The organism is Luminiphilus sp. nBUS_16, from assembly GCF_051201645.1.
Taxonomy (GTDB): Bacteria; Pseudomonadota; Gammaproteobacteria; order Pseudomonadales; family Halieaceae; genus Luminiphilus.
Genome location: NZ_CP179205.1, coordinates 859,079 through 874,948 on the forward strand (window position 1 = coordinate 859,079; position 15,870 = coordinate 874,948).

Below are 15,870 nucleotides of genomic sequence, written 5' to 3' on the forward strand. Positions count from 1 at the left end.
GGGGATTTGAGCCTGCCCTTTGCTAGGCAGGATGCCGTTTATTACATCCCAAGGAGATGACCTTAAGATGACCGTAATTCGTGAAGATGACCTTATCGATAGTGTGGCCGATGCCCTGCAGTTTATCTCTTACTACCACCCCATCGATTTTGTGCAATCGGTGCATCAAGCCTATGAAATGGAGCTTAACCCCGCGGCCAAAGATGCCATGGCCCAAATTTTAATTAATTCAAGAATGTGCGCCACCGGTCATCGGCCTTTGTGTCAGGACACAGGCATCGTTACGGTATTTGTCGAAGTGGGCATGGACGTCACATGGGATGCAAAACAGTCGTTAGAGGAAATGATTAATGAGGGAGTGCGGCGCGCCTACACACACCCTGACAATACGTTGCGAGCCTCAATACTGGAGGACCCTGCGGGAGCACGAAAAAATACGCGAGACAACACCCCTGCGGTTATACATACCCGGCTAGTACCCGGTAACACCGTTGATATTCGTGTTGCTGCGAAGGGTGGTGGGTCAGAGAACAAAGCCAAATTAGCGATGCTCAATCCCTCCGACAGTATTGTCGATTGGGTGCTTAAGACCGTACCAACGATGGGTGCAGGTTGGTGTCCTCCTGGAATGTTGGGTATAGGTATTGGTGGTACCGCAGAAAAAGCGGCAGTCCTGGCAAAAGAGTCATTGATGGACCCCATTGATATTCAAAGTCTCCGTGAGCGCGGGCCCAGAAGCCGAGCAGAGGAATTGCGTCTGGAAATCATGGATGGCGTGAACCGTTTGGGTATTGGTGCTCAGGGTCTGGGGGGATTGACTACCGTGCTCGATGTCAAAATTATGGATTATCCGACCCATGCCGCCTCTTTGCCTGTGGCGATGATTCCGAATTGTGCAGCTACTCGGCACACGCATTTTACGTTGACGGGTGCGGGCCCTGCTTTACAAGCTCCTCCTAGTCTTGATCAGTGGCCTGAGGTGAGCTGGGAGACCGGTGATACGGTGCGCCGCGTTGATCTGGATACCGTTACCGCCGAGGACACTCATACTTGGCAGCCTGGAGAGACTATTTTGCTGTCGGGCACGATGTACACGGGACGTGATGCCGCTCACAAGCGAATGACACAAATGCTGCGCGACGGCGAGCCACTCCCTGTCGATTTGAGGGGCAAATTTATTTACTACGTTGGTCCGGTAGATCCTGTACGCGACGAGGTGATGGGCCCCGCGGGGCCGACCACAGCAACCCGCATGGACAAATTTACCGATAATATTTTGGAGCAAACCGGGCTTATCGGCATGATTGGTAAGGCTGAGCGCGGTCCCGTTGCGATTGAGGCTATTCGCAAGCACGGTGCCGTTTACCTAATGGCAGTCGGTGGGGCGGCGTATCTGGTCTCCAAGGCGATCACTGAGGCTCGTGTTGTCGCGTTCGAAGATTTGGGCATGGAGGCGATTTATGCCTTTACCGTGCGCGATATGCCCGTCAGTGTCGCTGTGGACTCTCGAGGCGAGTCGGTCCACATTACCGGCCCAAAGGTTTGGCAGCAAAGGATTGAAGAGCAGTCTCTTGAGCTCATCTGAAAGCTTTTATTGGCATGATTATGAGACCTCAGGTGCCAATGTGTTTGAGGACAGGCCGCTTCAGTTTGCTGGCGTGCGAACTGACAAAAATTTTAATGTCATAGGTGAACCGCTGGTGCACTTCTGTCGGCCAAGCCCCGACTGCCTGCTGCATCCCGCTGCGATTCGAGTCACGGGTATTAGCCCTTACAAAGCATTATCTGAGGGCGTCCCTGAGGGGGCTTTTATGACCAAAATCCTCAGTCAGTTCATGGTTCCCGGCACCTGCGCTTTGGGTTACAACTCGGTGCGTTTTGATGATGAAATTACGCGCTTTGCTTTGTACCGGAATTTCTTCCCACCCTACGCTCGAGAATTTGGACAAAACAGAAGTCGATGGGATTTGATCGACGTGGCGCGAGCTACTCACGCCCTGAGGCCCGACGGTATCGTCTGGCCCAACCGCGAAGACGGTTTGACCAGTTTTCGGCTAGAGGATCTCACTGCGGCTAATGGTATAGACCACGGCAACGCACATGATGCCCTTGCAGACGTTTTGGCGACCATAGCCTTGGCCCGCTTACTCAGCGGGGCGCAGCCGGCGCTATTTGACACGCTGTATGCCCAGCGCGGTAAACAGGCGATAGCACCGCTGCTTAATTGTGCTGACCCCAAACCGGTTATTCATGTCTCCGGCCAGTTTGGTGGCCAGCGCAGTAATTTGGCGATCGTGCTGCCTCTGGCGCCCCATCCAAAAAATAAAAATGAAATTATCTGCGCCGACCTGGGTGAAGAGCCTGCCTTCCTTGATCAGTCACCTGAGGATATCCGGCAGCTATTATTTATGCCCAAGGCAGACTTTCCAGCGGGTAAGCACCGTCCACCTTTAAAGACCATCAAGATAAATCGGGCCCCTGTGGTGCTGCCAACCACTTGGGTCGGAGGTGAGCCCGCAGAACGTTTGAAACTCGATGGCGAGCAGACTCGGGCATCGTTGGCGGCTTATCGCGGGGCGCGTCAGGCCGACCCTGATGGCTTTACCCGTTTTATCCAGAAGATTTATGCCGATCAAGATTTTGAACCACGTTCTGATCCCGATACGCAGCTTTATGACGGATTTCTGGATCGACGCGACGAGGCCCTCCTTGCAACCGTGCAGCAGGCAACGCCTACTAGCCTCGCAGACACTACGTGGACATTTGAGGACCGAAGATTGCCGGAACTATTTTTCCGTTATCGCGCGCGGAATTTCCCCGAGAGCCTCAATTTCGATGAGAGAGCCCGTTGGCGTGAACATTGTTGCGAGACTTTGGCGGGTAAAGCCGGTCCTAACTGGGAGAGTTTCAACAAGGACCTCAGTGATGAGCGGGCTCGAGAGGGGTTGAGCGCTGTGCAAACAAAAGCGCTTGATGATCTTGAGCAGTATATGGGTGAACTCCGCGCCGAACTGGCAGATTGAAACGCCAGACTAAGGCAAGCGTCTAGGACGCAGCAGTGAGGGCTTGGGTAGGGAAATCTGAAGGGCTGCGCTGGGTATAAACAGTCCGTAATAATCCGCCCTAATTTCTCGGCTAATCCAGGTGCACCATGAGTTATCATGACTCCATCTTGGGCACAGGACTGAAGTTTTGCACTTTCCCGGTAGCCACATCCTTAGTATTCGTCAGTTCGAACGTGCTGATGTCGACCAGCTCTTCACCGTAGCCGATCGTATGAGACCTTATGCCCATCGAGAGCGTGTGACCCACGTCCTTGATGGCGCTATTTTGGGCTCGATGTTTTTTGAACCCTCCACCCGCACGCGAATTAGCTTTGGCAGTGCCTTTAATTTGCTGGGTGGCGAAGTCCGCGAGACTACCGGCTTTGAAAGCACCGCCATTGCCAAGGGCGAGTCACTATTTGACACCGCTCGAGTTTTGAGTGGTTATTCAGACGTCATTGCAATGCGTCACCCAGCAGAGGGCTCCGTTGCGGAGTTTGCTGACGGGAGTCGTGTGCCTGTTATCAACGGTGGAGACGGTGCCAATGAGCACCCCACTCAAGCCTTGCTTGATCTGTATACGATTCGTAGTGAACTCGCTGATCGAGGGCGCACACTCGATACCCTGCGCGTCGCTATGGTTGGTGATTTAAAGTTTGGCAGGACGGTGCATTCTTTATCGCGACTACTCCAGTTGTTTCAGGGGGTTAAAGTGAATTTGGTGTCTCCTCCCGAGCTCAAAATGCCGGCAGAGATTGTGGACGAACTCAGGGCTGGTGGACATGACGTTTTAGAGACCGATAGCTTGGAAGTGGGTATAGCGGACGTTGATATTGTGTACTCCACTCGGCTGCAGGAGGAGCGCTTTACCACCCGCGCGGAGGCTGATGCCTACCGAGGCCGATTCCGATTAAATCAGGGCATCTACACCGCACATTGCGAGCCCAATACGGTCATTATGCACCCGTTGCCCCGTGATTCTCGGGAGGGCGCTAGAGAGCTGGACGTTGATTTAAACGACAACCCTAATTTGGCCATATTCCGTCAGAGCGATAACGGAGTGCTGGTACGCATGGCGCTATTTGCCCTGATTCTCGATGTTGCTGACCAGGTTGATGACCATAGCCGGCCCGTGAACTGGTATACGGAGCGTAGGTTTTGACGCCATTTTCCCCGCGGTTTTCCGCCGCAGATGCGCAAGTCCTAGAGCGCGATGTGGTGTACCACGGTTTTTTTTCGCTGGTAAAGCTCAGCCTCAAACATCGCTTGTTTGGCGGTGGATGGAGTCAGCCGTTAACCCGTGAAATTTTTGAACGAGGTGATGCCGTAGCGGTTCTGCCTTGGGATCCTATCCGTGACGAACTCATATTTGTGGAACAGTTCAGGCCGGGTGCGCTCCGTGACCAAGATAGCCCATGGATGCTTGAGCTGGTTGCGGGCATGGTGGCCGACGGTGAATCAGACAGTGAGGTGGCGAGACGGGAGGCGCAAGAAGAGGCCGATTGTTCACTCGACCAGCTGGAACTTATCGCCACGTTTTATCCCAGTGCAGGGGCCTGTTCTGAACAAATTCGTACGTTTGTGGGCCGAGTTTTGACCGCGGGTATTGGTGAAGTTCATGGTCATGCCGAGGAACATGAGGATCTGTTGGTGCATGCCATCCCTAGGGTAGAGGCCTTGCGTATGCTTGACGCCAATGAAATTAATAACGGACATACGCTCATTGCTTTGCAATGGTTGGCCCGGCATGGCGAGGCCCTTCGTGAGCAATGGCTGAGCACTTAGACACCGACACCTCTGGTGATAAGCGGGCTGGATCAGCTAAGGGGCTGCTTCAGTCCAGCGCGCTGGTGGGAAGTGCCACTATGGCTTCGCGGGTGTTGGGGCTGTTGCGTGATGTTGTACTGGCCAATCTGGTAGGCGCTACCAGTAACGCCGACGCATTTTTTGTTGCCTTTAAAATCCCCAATTTTTTGAGGCGGCTGTTCGCTGAGGGTGCTTTTGCCCAAGCCTTTATCCCCGTGCTCACAGAAACTCGAGAGCAAGGGGGGCTAGAAGCTGTGCGGGCCTTGGTCGATCGGGTGACGGGGGTTCTTGGGGGTGTTCTCATACTGCTCACCACCGTGACAATATTGGCGGCGCCTGTAGTAGCCTTGGTGTTTGCCCCCGGGTTTGCGAGCGATGTTAGCAAGCTCAGCTTAACTGCAGACCTTATTAGAATTACCTTTCCGTATTTATTTTTAATTTCGATGACGGGATTTGCGGGGGGTATCTTAAATTCCTATGGGCGGTTCGGGGTGCCCGCGTTTACCCCGGTTTTGTTGAATCTCAGCCTCATTGCCGCAGCGCTCTTTTTGGCTCCTGCGCTGAAGGAGCCCGTTTATGCGCTGGCAATTGGCGTCATGATTGCGGGCCTTTTACAACTGCTGTTTCAAATTCCTTCTTTATATCGCTTAGATCTGGTGCCAAGGCCGCGCTGGGATACCCAGCACCCCGGAGTAAGGCGAATTTTGACCCTAATGATTCCAGCGTTATTCGGGGTCTCGGTCAGCCAAATTAATTTGCTACTCGATACAGTATTGGCTTCGCTACTTCCCGCAGGGAGCGTCTCTTGGCTTTATTATTCAGATAGGCTGACTGAATTGCCTCTGGGTATATTTGCCATCGCAGTTGCCACGGTGATTCTGCCAAACTTGTCTTCCCAGCGCGCCCGAGCGGAAGCGGTCGGTAAAGACCCCGCATTCACAGCGACACTGCATTGGGCCCTGAGCCTTATTGTCCTGATTGCGCTACCCGCAACCGCAGCACTGCTCCTGCTGGCAAAGCCGATTCTGACCACGTTATTCCAATACGGGGCTTTCGGGCCGGGGGATGTGGATAAAGCGACTTGGTCTCTTAGGGCCTATGCCCTGGGTTTAACCGCGTTCATGCTCATCAAGGTATTGGCTCCGGGGTATTACGCCCGCCAAGATATGAAAACACCGGTTCGCATAGGGATAATCGCCATGGTGGCCAATATGGTGATGAATCCCATGCTTATTTTTCCACTCATGTGGATTTTTGACCTCGGTCATGTCGGGCTGGCACTGGCCACGAGCCTGGCTGCCTGGTTGAACGCCGGTCTTCTTTATCGCGGCCTACGGCGTGAGGGGCTATTGCTGGGAGCATCGAGGGGCAGACTGTTCCGCACGATCCGAATCGTGCTTGCGATACTGGCCATGCTGGGCGCGTTATGGCTGTGCTTGCCTGCCTCAGATTGGTGGCAGAATGCTGTTGCCCTGCATAGGGGCTTGGCAATGGCCGTTATGGTGATTGTGGGCGGTTTGGCCTATGTTGCCACTCTCTTGTGCTTAGGGATTCGCCCGAGAGATCTGAAAAGCCCAGCTGTGTCCCTGTGAGTCAAGATGATAGGTCTGCTAGGCGCGCCGGGTCACTGTTTTCTATATACTTAGGGTGTTATTCGTTGACCTGTAGCTAAACCATGGACTTGATCCGCGGCCTGCATAACCTTCGATCGGAGCACCGCGGATGCGCTGTGACCGTGGGAGCGTTTGACGGCATCCATCTTGGACATCAAGCAGTTCTTGCGCACCTGTCTTCCTGCGCTCGTGAGCGCGATTTGCTGTCGACGGTGATTGTCTTTGAGCCGTTGCCACGGGAATATTTTCGGCCATTGGAGGCGCCTCCACGAATCACTAATTTTCGTGAGCGATTAGCACAGCTGGCCAGCACCGGCATTGATCGGGTGTTGGTTCTGAAATTTAATGCCGAGCTTCGGGATATGAGTGCCGAGGATTTCGTCAGCCGTGTTTTTGTTAAGGGACTAGGGGCTCGCTATATCGCTCTGGGCGATGACTTCCGGTTTGGTAACAGTCGCGAGGGCGACTACGATTACGTGCGAGGCCTGGCAGCAAAGTTTGATTACGAAGTGCAGCCTACCGGTACTTTGGAAATTGCTGGCGCTCGTGTCAGCAGCACCCGAATTCGCTTGGCTTTGGCTGAGGGTAATTTTACTGAGGTGCAGCAGTTATTGGGTCGACCGTTTACGATGACGGGACGGGTTGAGCATGGGCGTAAACTGGGGCGTGAGTTAGGGGCGCCCACAGCTAATATTCGTATTAATCGAATCCGCAGCCCGTTATCTGGCGTGTTTGCGGTGAGGGTCGACGGTGCAGGCTTAGAGTCGGCGGCGGCAGTTGCCAACGTAGGCACTCGCCCCACTGTCGATGATGGCCTCAAAGCCAATCTTGAGGTGCATTTGTTGGATCGCAAGTGCGACCTTTATGGTCAGCGACTCGAGGTCCGTTTTCTGCACAAGTTGCGGGAAGAAATTAAGTACGAATCCCTCGATGCCTTGAAGGAAGGTATCGCCAAGGATATTGATAATGCCCGCCGATGGCTGGCTCAACCCGGTCGCAGCTAATAGTTTTTACGTATGAGTGATTATAAAAGTACCCTGAATTTGCCTCAGACGGATTTTCCGATGAAGGCTAACTTATCTCAGCGAGAGCCCCAGCGCCTTAAGCAATGGCAGGAAATGGATCTCTATGGCTTGATGCGGGAGGCGGGTGCGGGAAAACCGAAATTCATCCTTCACGATGGCCCTCCCTATGCCAACGGTGAGCTGCACATTGGCCACGCGGTCAATAAAATTCTGAAAGACTTTATCGTGAAGTCTCGCGCCATGGCGGGCTTCGATGCCCCTTATGTTCCTGGCTGGGACTGTCACGGATTGCCGATTGAGCTAAATGTTGAGAAGAAAGTCGGCAAGCCCGGGCACAAGATATCAGCCTCGGAGTTCCGTCAGCGATGCAGGACTTATGCTGCTGGGCAGGTAAGCCAGCAGGCTGAAGATTTTAAAAGAATGGGCGTTGTGGGTGACTGGGACAATCCCTACCTGACGATGAACTTCGATTTTGAGGCGGACATTGTTCGGACTCTGGGACGGATTATTGAAAACGGGCATTTGCACAAGGGATTTAAACCCGTGCATTGGTGCCTCGATTGTGGCTCCGCTTTGGCGGAAGCTGAAGTTGAGTATCAGGATAAAATCTCATCGGCAGTCGATGTCGCCTTTCCAGCGGTGGATAGTGCCGCCTTCCGGAAGGCTTTTGCTTGGGATGGGGTTGAGCCGGTTGATGTGGCCATTTGGACAACAACGCCTTGGACGCTGGCGGCTAATAGAGGGGTGAGTGTCAGTGCTGACCTTGATTATGTTTTATTACAAGTTGGTGCCCGTGCGGTTGTCGTTGCAGAGGCACTAGTAGAACCCTGCGCCGCACGCTACGGTATTACTGATCCAGTGATCCTTGCGACGACGAGAGGGGAGAAGCTTGATCGGCTAACCGTGTTGCCACCTTTCGATGACATAGAAGTACCACTAATGCTGGGTAGTCACGTGACCACTGATGCAGGTACCGGCTGTGTCCATACGGCGCCTGCGCACGGTCTGGAAGATTTCGAAATCGGTAAGGCCTACGATCTGGAGGTCTATAATCCGGTGGGCGGTAATGGCATTTACCTGCCGGGCACACCCGCCCTCGAAGGGAAGCATATTTTTAGAGCGAACGACGAAATTGTTGATGAGCTCAAGACGCGGGAGCGGTTGCTCGCACACCAGCCCTACGAACACAGCTATCCGCACTGCTGGCGGCACAAAACGCCAATTATTTTCCGTGCTACTCCTCAGTGGTTTATTAGTATGTCTCAAGCGGGCTTGCTCGCCGAGGCCGAACAAGCCGTCGACAGTGTGCGCTGGATTCCCGATTGGGGGCGAGCGCGAATTGATGCAATGCTAGGAGATAGACCTGATTGGTGTATCTCGCGTCAGCGCACGTGGGGGGTGCCCATCACGTTGTTCGTGCATCGGGAAACCGGAGAGCTTCACCCGAGAACTCCCGAGTTGGTGGCAGAGGTGGCCGATCTGATAGCCGTCTCGGGCATTGATGCCTGGTTTGATCTCGAGCCGTCGGCACTTTTGGGTGATGATGCCGAGCACTACGAAAAGGTCAGCGACACCCTTGATGTTTGGTTTGATTCAGGGGTTACCCATGCCTGTGTACTGCGACAGCGTGAAGCGCTGCAAGCACCTGCGGATCTCTATTTGGAGGGTTCGGATCAACATCGTGGCTGGTTTCAGTCCTCATTGTTGACGGGTATAGGTGCCTTTGGTGAGGCGCCTTATCGGTCCGTTTTGACTCACGGTTTTACGGTCGATGGTGAGGGTCGGAAAATGTCCAAATCCTTGGGCAATATCATCCCTGCTAAGAAGGCCATGAATGATCTGGGTGCTGATATTCTGCGTCTTTGGGTCGCTTCATCCGATTATAGAAACGAGATTTCTGCCTCCGATGAAATTTTCAAGCGAACGAGTGATGCTTATCGCCGCATTCGCAACACCTCGCGTTTTTTGTTGGCTAACCTTGCGGGATTTGATCCTAGTGCGCACCAATTACCAGCAGATCAATTATTGCCCCTCGATCGGTGGATTTGTAGCCGAGCGGGTGATTTGCAGGTAGAGCTTGAAGCAGCCTATGAAACCTATCAATTTCACCAAGTGTTTCATCGGATTCACAATTTTTGCGGCGGTGAACTGGGTGGTTTTTACCTCGACATTATTAAGGATCGCCAATACACAACGCAGGTTGATTCCCATGCCAGACGGTCTGCTCAGACTGCCATGTGGCATCTTGCGGAAGCGCTGTGCCGCTGGATAGCGCCCATTCTGAGCTTCACCGCTGAAGAAATTTGGGAGAATTTACCCGGCGCCCGTGAGCGCTCGGTATTTCTGTCATCTTGGTACGCGGATTTACCTTCTGAAATTGCTGACGGCAATTTGGGCAATGCGTTCTGGGACGAGGTGATAACCGTACGCCAAGCGGTGAACCGCGCGCTGGAAGCCCGTCGTGCTGCAGGTGATCTTCGAGGTAGTCTCGATGCTGAGGTGACGCTGTACGCAGAGCCCGGGCTGTTCACACGATTACAGCATTTGGGTGATGAGCTTCGCTTTGTACTTATTACCTCCGAGGCCACACTCAAGCCTAGTGCGGGGGCACCAGCGGATGTTGTCGATAGCGATGTCCCGGGGCTGGCTGTGGCTGTGGCCGTTTCAGGACATGATAAGTGCGAGCGCTGTTGGCATAGACGACCTGACGTTGGTAATAATCAAGAGCACCCGACACTGTGCACGCGATGTATCGATAACATCGAGGGGGCAGGTGAGCATCGTCAATATGCCTGAGTCGTCTGGTTTGACCTCTCGTAGCGCTCTTTTCGGTTACGGCACTGCAGTGGTGGTGCTGTTATTAGATCAGCTTAGCAAGCACTGGGCGTCAGCAAATTTGGCGTATCGAGACCCGGTAGCGGTAACGTCATGGTTTGATTTTATGCTGGCACATAATACTGGTGCAGCTTTTAGCTTTTTGGCGGATGCCGGCGGTTGGCAGCGTTGGTTTTTTACGGTGGTGACCGTGGTGGTGAGCATCGTTCTGGTAATTTGGTTAGCTCGATTATCTCGGTCCCAGCTGTGGCTAGGCCTAGGGCTGGGGCTGGTGTTGGGCGGAGGTTTGGGCAATCTTTGGGATCGCATCGCACTGGGTTACGTTGTAGATTTTGTCTCGCTGCACTACCGTACTTGGTATTGGCCCGCTTTTAACGTTGCCGATTCGGCCATTTCAGTGGGGGCAGTCATGTTGATTGTCGACAGTTTTTTGCCCCGAAATGCGTCGCCCAGTTGAAATCAAGGAGTGGCAGATGGATGATTTGATGATTAGCGAGGGTACGCGCGTCACCCTGAACTTCGCCTTAGTGCTCGACGACGGGTCAGAGGTCGACTCCAATTTCGAGAAAGAACCGGCGTCTTTTTCGGTGGGAGATGGCTCCTTGTTACCCGGTTTTGAGCGGGCACTTTTTGGGCTCAAATCAGGAGACAAGGCAACACTTGAGATCCTTCCTGAAGAGGGTTTTGGGCAGCCTAATGACAATAACCTCCAAACAATCAAACGAGATCAATTTGACGTCGACTCGGAGCTCGAGGAGGGCATGGTTTTTTCCTTTGCCGACGCAGCTGGAGGTGAATTGCCCGGAGTGGTGAAGGCTTTCGACGCTGATGAAGTGACGGTTGATTTTAATCACCCACTGGCAGGACGTACTTTGTCCTTCCGAGTGGCCATCCATAACGTCGAGGTAGCAGAGCTCCATTAGAGCGTTCTGGTGTAGGTGAGGAGGCTTTAAATATGGACGTGTTGCTGGCTAACCCCCGTGGTTTCTGTGCAGGAGTCGATCGCGCGATCGATATTGTTAACCGTGCACTTGAGGTTTTTGGCAGCCCTATTTATGTGCGTCATGAGGTAGTTCATAACCGTTTCGTTGTCGACGATCTCCGCGATCGTGGCGCTATTTTTGTCGAGGAGCTCGATGAAATTCCAGACGATGCCATTGTAATATTCAGCGCCCATGGCGTCTCGAAGGCCGTGCAGGAAGGGGCGCGTCAACGCGGGTTGAGAGTGTTTGATGCGACCTGCCCTCTGGTCACGAAAGTCCATGTAGAAGTAGCAGCTTTTAGCGATCAAGGCCGAGAGTGTGTTCTTATCGGTCATGCTGGGCACCCGGAGGTCGAAGGCACAATGGGACAGTACGATGCCACTGCAGGTGGTCAGATGTATTTGATTGAAGACGAGGGGCAGGTCGAGCACCTGGAGGTTAAAGACCCGAACAATCTGGCCTATGTCACACAGACGACATTGTCTGTAGACGATACCGCTCGCGTCATCGATGCGCTGCGTGCAAAGTTTCCTGCGATTCAAGGGCCGCGTAAGGATGACATCTGTTACGCCACCCAGAACCGTCAAGATGCAGTGAAATCCCTTGCTGAGAGGGTCGAGCTGGTTTTGGTTGTGGGCTCCACTAACAGCTCAAACTCGAACCGTTTGCGAGAGCTCGCAGAGCGCTGTGGTGCTACAGCCCATTTGATCGACAACGCTGAGCAAATCAATGCCGAGTGGCTTGAGGGTGTGGTTGATGTGGGCGTCACAGCCGGCGCCTCTGCCCCCGAGGTGCTGGTAGCGGCAGTCATAGATAGGCTAAAGATGGAGGGTGTGGTCAGCGTTGAAAATTTGAGCGGTCGACCTGAAAACATTACCTTTTCTTTACCAAAAGCCTTGCGCATTCCTGCGAAAAACCTGGAATAGGCGACGTTCAAATACCAGTTATGGCGGCAGCTGATCTGGCGCTTGGCCGTTTTCCTAACTATTGTTTTCCCATGCTTATCTCGTCTTTATCACCAAAGTGGCTTGGGGCTTTCTCGCTGGTTGAGTTTATGGTGGTTCTCGCAATGCTAGGGACGGTCGCTACCCTTGTAACGCCGTCCTTCCGTGAGCCACTGCTCTCATGGCGACTTCATTCTGAGGCGGCTCAAATGGTATCGGCCATCTGGTTGGCCAGAGGTACAGCCGTGCGAACCGGTAGGACAACGATGCTGTGTCCGTTACAAGAAAAAAATTGTGAGGGGCTGTATCAGGAGCGCTTTGGTGTCGTTACCGAGGAGGGGGTGTTAATTCGTCAATACCAGTCGCGACCTGGGGTATCAATTACCAACCGTCGTGGCACACAGGCAGAATTTCGTATTTTGACGTGGAACCCTGAAGGGCTTGGTAGTCGCAACCTGACGTTTTTGTTTTGCACTGAAAATGCCAAAGTCAACTGGGCGGTAGTACTCAATCGCGTGGGGAGGCCTCACTTGCGCCGCGACTGGGGGACTTGTCCATCTTAATCTTCCAGCCCTAGTTTCTTGAGCCGATAGCGAAGGCTGCGAAAACTGATCCCCAAAGAGCGGGCGGCTGACGTTCGATTCCAGCGATGGGCTGTCAATGCTTCAGTGAGAATTTGTCGCTCTTGACCCGCCAAGTAAGTCTCCAGATCGCCATTAACCTCTTCCAGTAATGTCGCAGGTGCTTTGGCGCTGCCACTCTCGGCATTGCTGAAATCTGTACCTTCTTTCTGGATAACATGTTGTACCGCGCTGAAATCTTCCTGCTGTATTAAGTCCTCAATATCGATGTCACTGTTTTCAGTGAGGGCACTGGCACGGGCAAGAACATTTTCGAGTTCGCGAATATTTCCTGGGAACGCATGACTCATTAGATGGGCTAGCGCAGAGTCGGTGAGGCCTCTGGGTGGAATCCCCTGATCCTCAGCAATTTTTTTGAGAATATGTGCAGACAGCACCGGAATATCATCTAGGCGCTCTCTAAGCGAAGGTACTTGAAGCCCAATGACATTGATCCGGTAGTAGAGATCATCACGGAATTGGCGCTCTTGCACCTCTTGAGCAAGGGTTTTGTGTGTGGCACTGAGTAGACGAACATCAATAGGGATCTCCGTTTCACTGCCAACCGGTCGCACGGATTTTTCCTGAATGACTCGCAGAAGTTTGACTTGCATTGGCAGGGGCAAATCGGCGATTTCATCAAGGAGTAAGGTGCCACCGTTTGCGGCTAAAAACAGCCCTGACTTATCGGCAGTTGCACCAGTAAAGGCTCCTTTTTTATGGCCAAAGAGCTCGCTTTCGACCAGATCAGGTGGAATGGCACCACAGTTTACGGCGATAAAGGGCTGATCATGCCGGGGCCCCGTTTGGTGGATTAAGCGTGCTACAACCTCTTTTCCAGTGCCGGACTCACCATGAATGTGAACCGGTGCTTGGGATCGAGCCACTTTCCGGATTTGCACTCGAAGTTTTTCCATTACCTTTGTGGTTCCCACCAAGATGTCCTCTGACACGTCGGCGGATGACTGAGCAGTTTTCAGCGCATGAGCTACGAGCTCGCGAAGCTTCTCTAGGGCCAAAGGTTTTGTGACGAAATCGAAGGCACCGAGCTTGAGTGCTTCAATCGCGCTTTCAACACTGCCGTGTGCCGTGATCATTGCGACAGGAACGTCTGGAAAATGGTTTTGCATATGCTCGATGAGCGTCAAACCATTGCCATCTGGCAACTTCATGTCTGTCAAACATAGATCGGGCGTCTGATTTTTTAATGAGGCTTTGGCTTCTGCCAGTGATGACGCTTTGAGAGTGGTCAGTTGCATGCGGCTCAGAGTTATCTCAAGTAGCTGCAAAATATCGGGTTCATCGTCGACGACCAGTACAGTTGGATTTTTCATGACACAGATGACACTCGATCGAAGGTAATTCGGAATGCGCTCTCACCAGCCGCTGTGCGTCGGTAGGTTAGTCTTGCGCTATTGATCTCACAGAGTTCTTTGCATAGGTATAAGCCCAAGCCGCTACCGTGTTTTGACGTAGTAAAAAACGGTTCAAACAAGCGGGGCAGATTATACTCGGCGACGCCCAACCCAAAGTCTACAACGTCCAGATGTACCAGATGGCCCTGCTTATCTACGATTGTGTCAAGTCTAATACGAGAGCTGTCACCTTCTTCCAAGGAGTGTCTCAATGCGTTATCTAACAAGTTGGAGAGTACCCGCTTCAGGTGTTCTGAATCCATTGAAATGGTAATGGGAGTCACCTCAAAGTCAGAAATAACAACGTCACAGCGTTGTTGCTGCAATGAGCGATATTCTTCCACGTAAGTATGCAGCCAGCGGTTTAATAGAATGTCGGTGGGCTTGGGTGCCTGACGTCTAGAGACCTCGGAAACGCTATCAATGATATCGCTCACCCGACGGCTATTACTCACCAATATGTCGCACAGAATGCCATCAGCGGCATCAACGGTGCTGCTCTCGGTGAGTAGCTGCGCAGCATGACTGATGGCCCCCAATGGATTACGTATCTCGTGAGCAATACTGGCGGTCAATTTACTTAAGGAATTGAGCTTCAAAGACTGTGCAAATTGGGTGACGGGTGTGTAATCCTCAATAAATATGAGGCTGCTGTTAGCGACATTCTCACTGAGCGCGACAAATGACGCCACCATGGTGGGACCGTCCTCCGCAATTCGAAAAGGCTCTGGGAGGTCGGTGTTTGTCTCGCACCATTCCTGATACTGATTGGCCAAGTCAGGACTGATACTCAACAAATGGACCCGTTCTCCCGCGCTCAAACCCAGTAATGTTTCGGCGGCTTCGTTGATACAAAGGGCTGTGCCTGTGTTATCGGCAAGCAGGATGCCAGTTTCCATGTGGACAATAATTTGTTCGTTAAGTCGTTGTAGGGCCTCTACCTTTGCTTTTGCCTCAAGGGCGTCAGCCTCCGCCTGTGCCAGTCGTGAGGTCATAACTTGGACCAATAACGATAAAGCAAATAACAGGCTGCCTAGCAGGCCAGCAGAGAGAAGCATGTTCAGTGTGGCCTCACTTCGGCTTACCATCCAAGCGGTGTCCATGAGTACAGCGAGCACTGCGATTGCGGCGATTACGGTAGCCAGAATGCGCTCTCTTATGATGGCGGCGGCAGCGAAAACAGTGATCAAATAAAGCACAGACAAACCGCTGAGAATGCCTCCTGCTGCGCCAACAACTATGGCAATAACAGTAATATCAAAAAGAAGAAGGCCAAAAATATGGGTCTGAGACCCAGAGACAACACGCCCAAGAGGCCCCACTAATAGCAGGGCTGACACGAGTAAAAGAGTCGTTCCTGCAATAAACATGTCTTGATCGAGTTGAGAAACCAATTCAGAGCCGTCGGCGATGATCAGCAGTGACAAAAGTGCAATAGCTAACAGCGTTCGGCAGGCGTTATAAATGACGAAAAGGCGCCGCATTGCCAGATGCGTCAGGCCATCCTGAGTGCGGTTGTCAGCCTTTTTGGCCGTGTCGATTTGGATGAATTCCTGAATCGGTAATTTACTATTCATGGGATTAC

At 52.7% G+C, this 15,870-nt stretch carries 13 protein-coding genes; 11 read left to right on the plus strand and 2 right to left on the minus strand.

The window, feature by feature from the left end; genetic code table 11:
• Positions 1-67 precede the first annotated feature (67 nt).
• The 11 genes from ACMAY6_RS03890 (at position 68) to ACMAY6_RS03940 (ending at position 12,813) form a co-directional block, all read left to right on the plus strand.
• A complete protein-coding gene (locus ACMAY6_RS03890) occupies positions 68-1,585 on the plus strand; it encodes a fumarate hydratase (protein ID WP_435214609.1) in 1,518 nt (505 codons plus the stop codon).
• Positions 1,572-3,023, plus strand: a complete 1,452-nt coding sequence (sbcB, locus tag ACMAY6_RS03895; protein ID WP_435214611.1) for an exodeoxyribonuclease I — start codon at positions 1,572-1,574, stop codon at positions 3,021-3,023. Before ACMAY6_RS03890 ends, sbcB begins: the two co-directional genes overlap by 14 nt.
• A 169-nt stretch (positions 3,024-3,192) precedes the next feature.
• Complete coding sequence (locus ACMAY6_RS03900; protein ID WP_435214613.1) at positions 3,193-4,206, plus strand: aspartate carbamoyltransferase; 1,014 nt, start codon at positions 3,193-3,195, stop codon at positions 4,204-4,206.
• Positions 4,203-4,829, plus strand: coding sequence for an NUDIX domain-containing protein (locus ACMAY6_RS03905; RefSeq protein WP_435214614.1), 627 nt, complete (start codon positions 4,203-4,205; stop codon positions 4,827-4,829). Before ACMAY6_RS03900 ends, ACMAY6_RS03905 begins: the two co-directional genes overlap by 4 nt.
• Entirely contained in the window at positions 4,814-6,442 is a 1,629-nt protein-coding gene (gene murJ / locus ACMAY6_RS03910) for a murein biosynthesis integral membrane protein MurJ (RefSeq protein ID WP_435214616.1), read from the plus strand. Before ACMAY6_RS03905 ends, murJ begins: the two co-directional genes overlap by 16 nt.
• Positions 6,443-6,525: 83 nt before the next feature.
• Positions 6,526-7,467 (plus strand): bifunctional riboflavin kinase/FAD synthetase, encoded by a 942-nt coding sequence (gene ribF, locus ACMAY6_RS03915; protein ID WP_435214618.1) that lies wholly within the window; start codon positions 6,526-6,528, stop codon positions 7,465-7,467.
• A 12-nt stretch (positions 7,468-7,479) separates the two neighbouring features.
• On the plus strand, positions 7,480-10,284 hold the full coding sequence (gene ileS / locus ACMAY6_RS03920) for an isoleucine--tRNA ligase (protein WP_435214620.1): 2,805 nt from the start codon (positions 7,480-7,482) through the stop codon (positions 10,282-10,284).
• On the plus strand, positions 10,277-10,780 hold the full coding sequence (gene lspA, locus ACMAY6_RS03925; RefSeq protein WP_435215942.1) for a signal peptidase II: 504 nt from the start codon (positions 10,277-10,279) through the stop codon (positions 10,778-10,780). Before ileS ends, lspA begins: the two co-directional genes overlap by 8 nt.
• Before the next feature lie 16 nt (positions 10,781-10,796).
• Complete coding sequence (locus ACMAY6_RS03930; RefSeq protein ID WP_435214621.1) at positions 10,797-11,246, plus strand: FKBP-type peptidyl-prolyl cis-trans isomerase; 450 nt, start codon at positions 10,797-10,799, stop codon at positions 11,244-11,246.
• A gap of 32 nt (positions 11,247-11,278) precedes the next feature.
• Positions 11,279-12,232 (plus strand): 4-hydroxy-3-methylbut-2-enyl diphosphate reductase, encoded by a 954-nt coding sequence (ispH, locus tag ACMAY6_RS03935; protein ID WP_435214623.1) that lies wholly within the window; start codon positions 11,279-11,281, stop codon positions 12,230-12,232.
• A 20-nt stretch (positions 12,233-12,252) separates the two neighbouring features.
• Positions 12,253-12,813 (plus strand): GspH/FimT family pseudopilin, encoded by a 561-nt coding sequence (locus tag ACMAY6_RS03940; RefSeq protein WP_435214624.1) that lies wholly within the window; start codon positions 12,253-12,255, stop codon positions 12,811-12,813.
• Here ACMAY6_RS03940 and ACMAY6_RS03945 read toward each other — a convergent pair.
• Positions 12,810-14,204 carry a sigma-54-dependent transcriptional regulator gene (locus ACMAY6_RS03945; RefSeq protein ID WP_435214626.1) on the minus strand — a complete coding sequence of 465 codons (1,395 nt, stop codon included), beginning with the start codon at positions 14,202-14,204 and terminating at the stop codon, positions 12,810-12,812. The two genes, ACMAY6_RS03940 and ACMAY6_RS03945, sit on opposite strands and share 4 nt — an antisense overlap.
• Complete coding sequence (locus tag ACMAY6_RS03950) at positions 14,201-15,862, minus strand: sensor histidine kinase (protein WP_435214628.1); 1,662 nt, start codon at positions 15,860-15,862, stop codon at positions 14,201-14,203. The genes ACMAY6_RS03945 and ACMAY6_RS03950 overlap by 4 nt, the downstream gene beginning before the upstream one ends.
• Positions 15,863-15,870 lie beyond the last annotated feature (8 nt).

Excerpts from the sequence above, each read along its gene's own strand:
- murJ (WP_435214616.1), top strand. The coding sequence starts at position 4,814 with ATGGCTGAGCACTTAGACACCGACACCTCTGGTGATAAGCGGGCTGGA.
- ACMAY6_RS03945 (WP_435214626.1), bottom strand. The coding sequence starts at position 14,204 with ATGAAAAATCCAACTGTACTGGTCGTCGACGATGAACCCGATATTTTG.
- lspA (WP_435215942.1), top strand. The coding sequence starts at position 10,277 with ATGCCTGAGTCGTCTGGTTTGACCTCTCGTAGCGCTCTTTTCGGTTAC.
- ACMAY6_RS03890 (WP_435214609.1), top strand. The coding sequence starts at position 68 with ATGACCGTAATTCGTGAAGATGACCTTATCGATAGTGTGGCCGATGCC.
- ACMAY6_RS03930 (WP_435214621.1), top strand. The coding sequence starts at position 10,797 with ATGGATGATTTGATGATTAGCGAGGGTACGCGCGTCACCCTGAACTTC.
- ispH (WP_435214623.1), top strand. The coding sequence starts at position 11,279 with ATGGACGTGTTGCTGGCTAACCCCCGTGGTTTCTGTGCAGGAGTCGAT.
- ileS (WP_435214620.1), top strand. The coding sequence starts at position 7,480 with ATGAGTGATTATAAAAGTACCCTGAATTTGCCTCAGACGGATTTTCCG.
- ACMAY6_RS03940 (WP_435214624.1), top strand. The coding sequence starts at position 12,253 with ATGGCGGCAGCTGATCTGGCGCTTGGCCGTTTTCCTAACTATTGTTTT.
- ribF (WP_435214618.1), top strand. The coding sequence starts at position 6,526 with ATGGACTTGATCCGCGGCCTGCATAACCTTCGATCGGAGCACCGCGGA.
- ACMAY6_RS03950 (WP_435214628.1), bottom strand. The coding sequence starts at position 15,862 with ATGAATAGTAAATTACCGATTCAGGAATTCATCCAAATCGACACGGCC.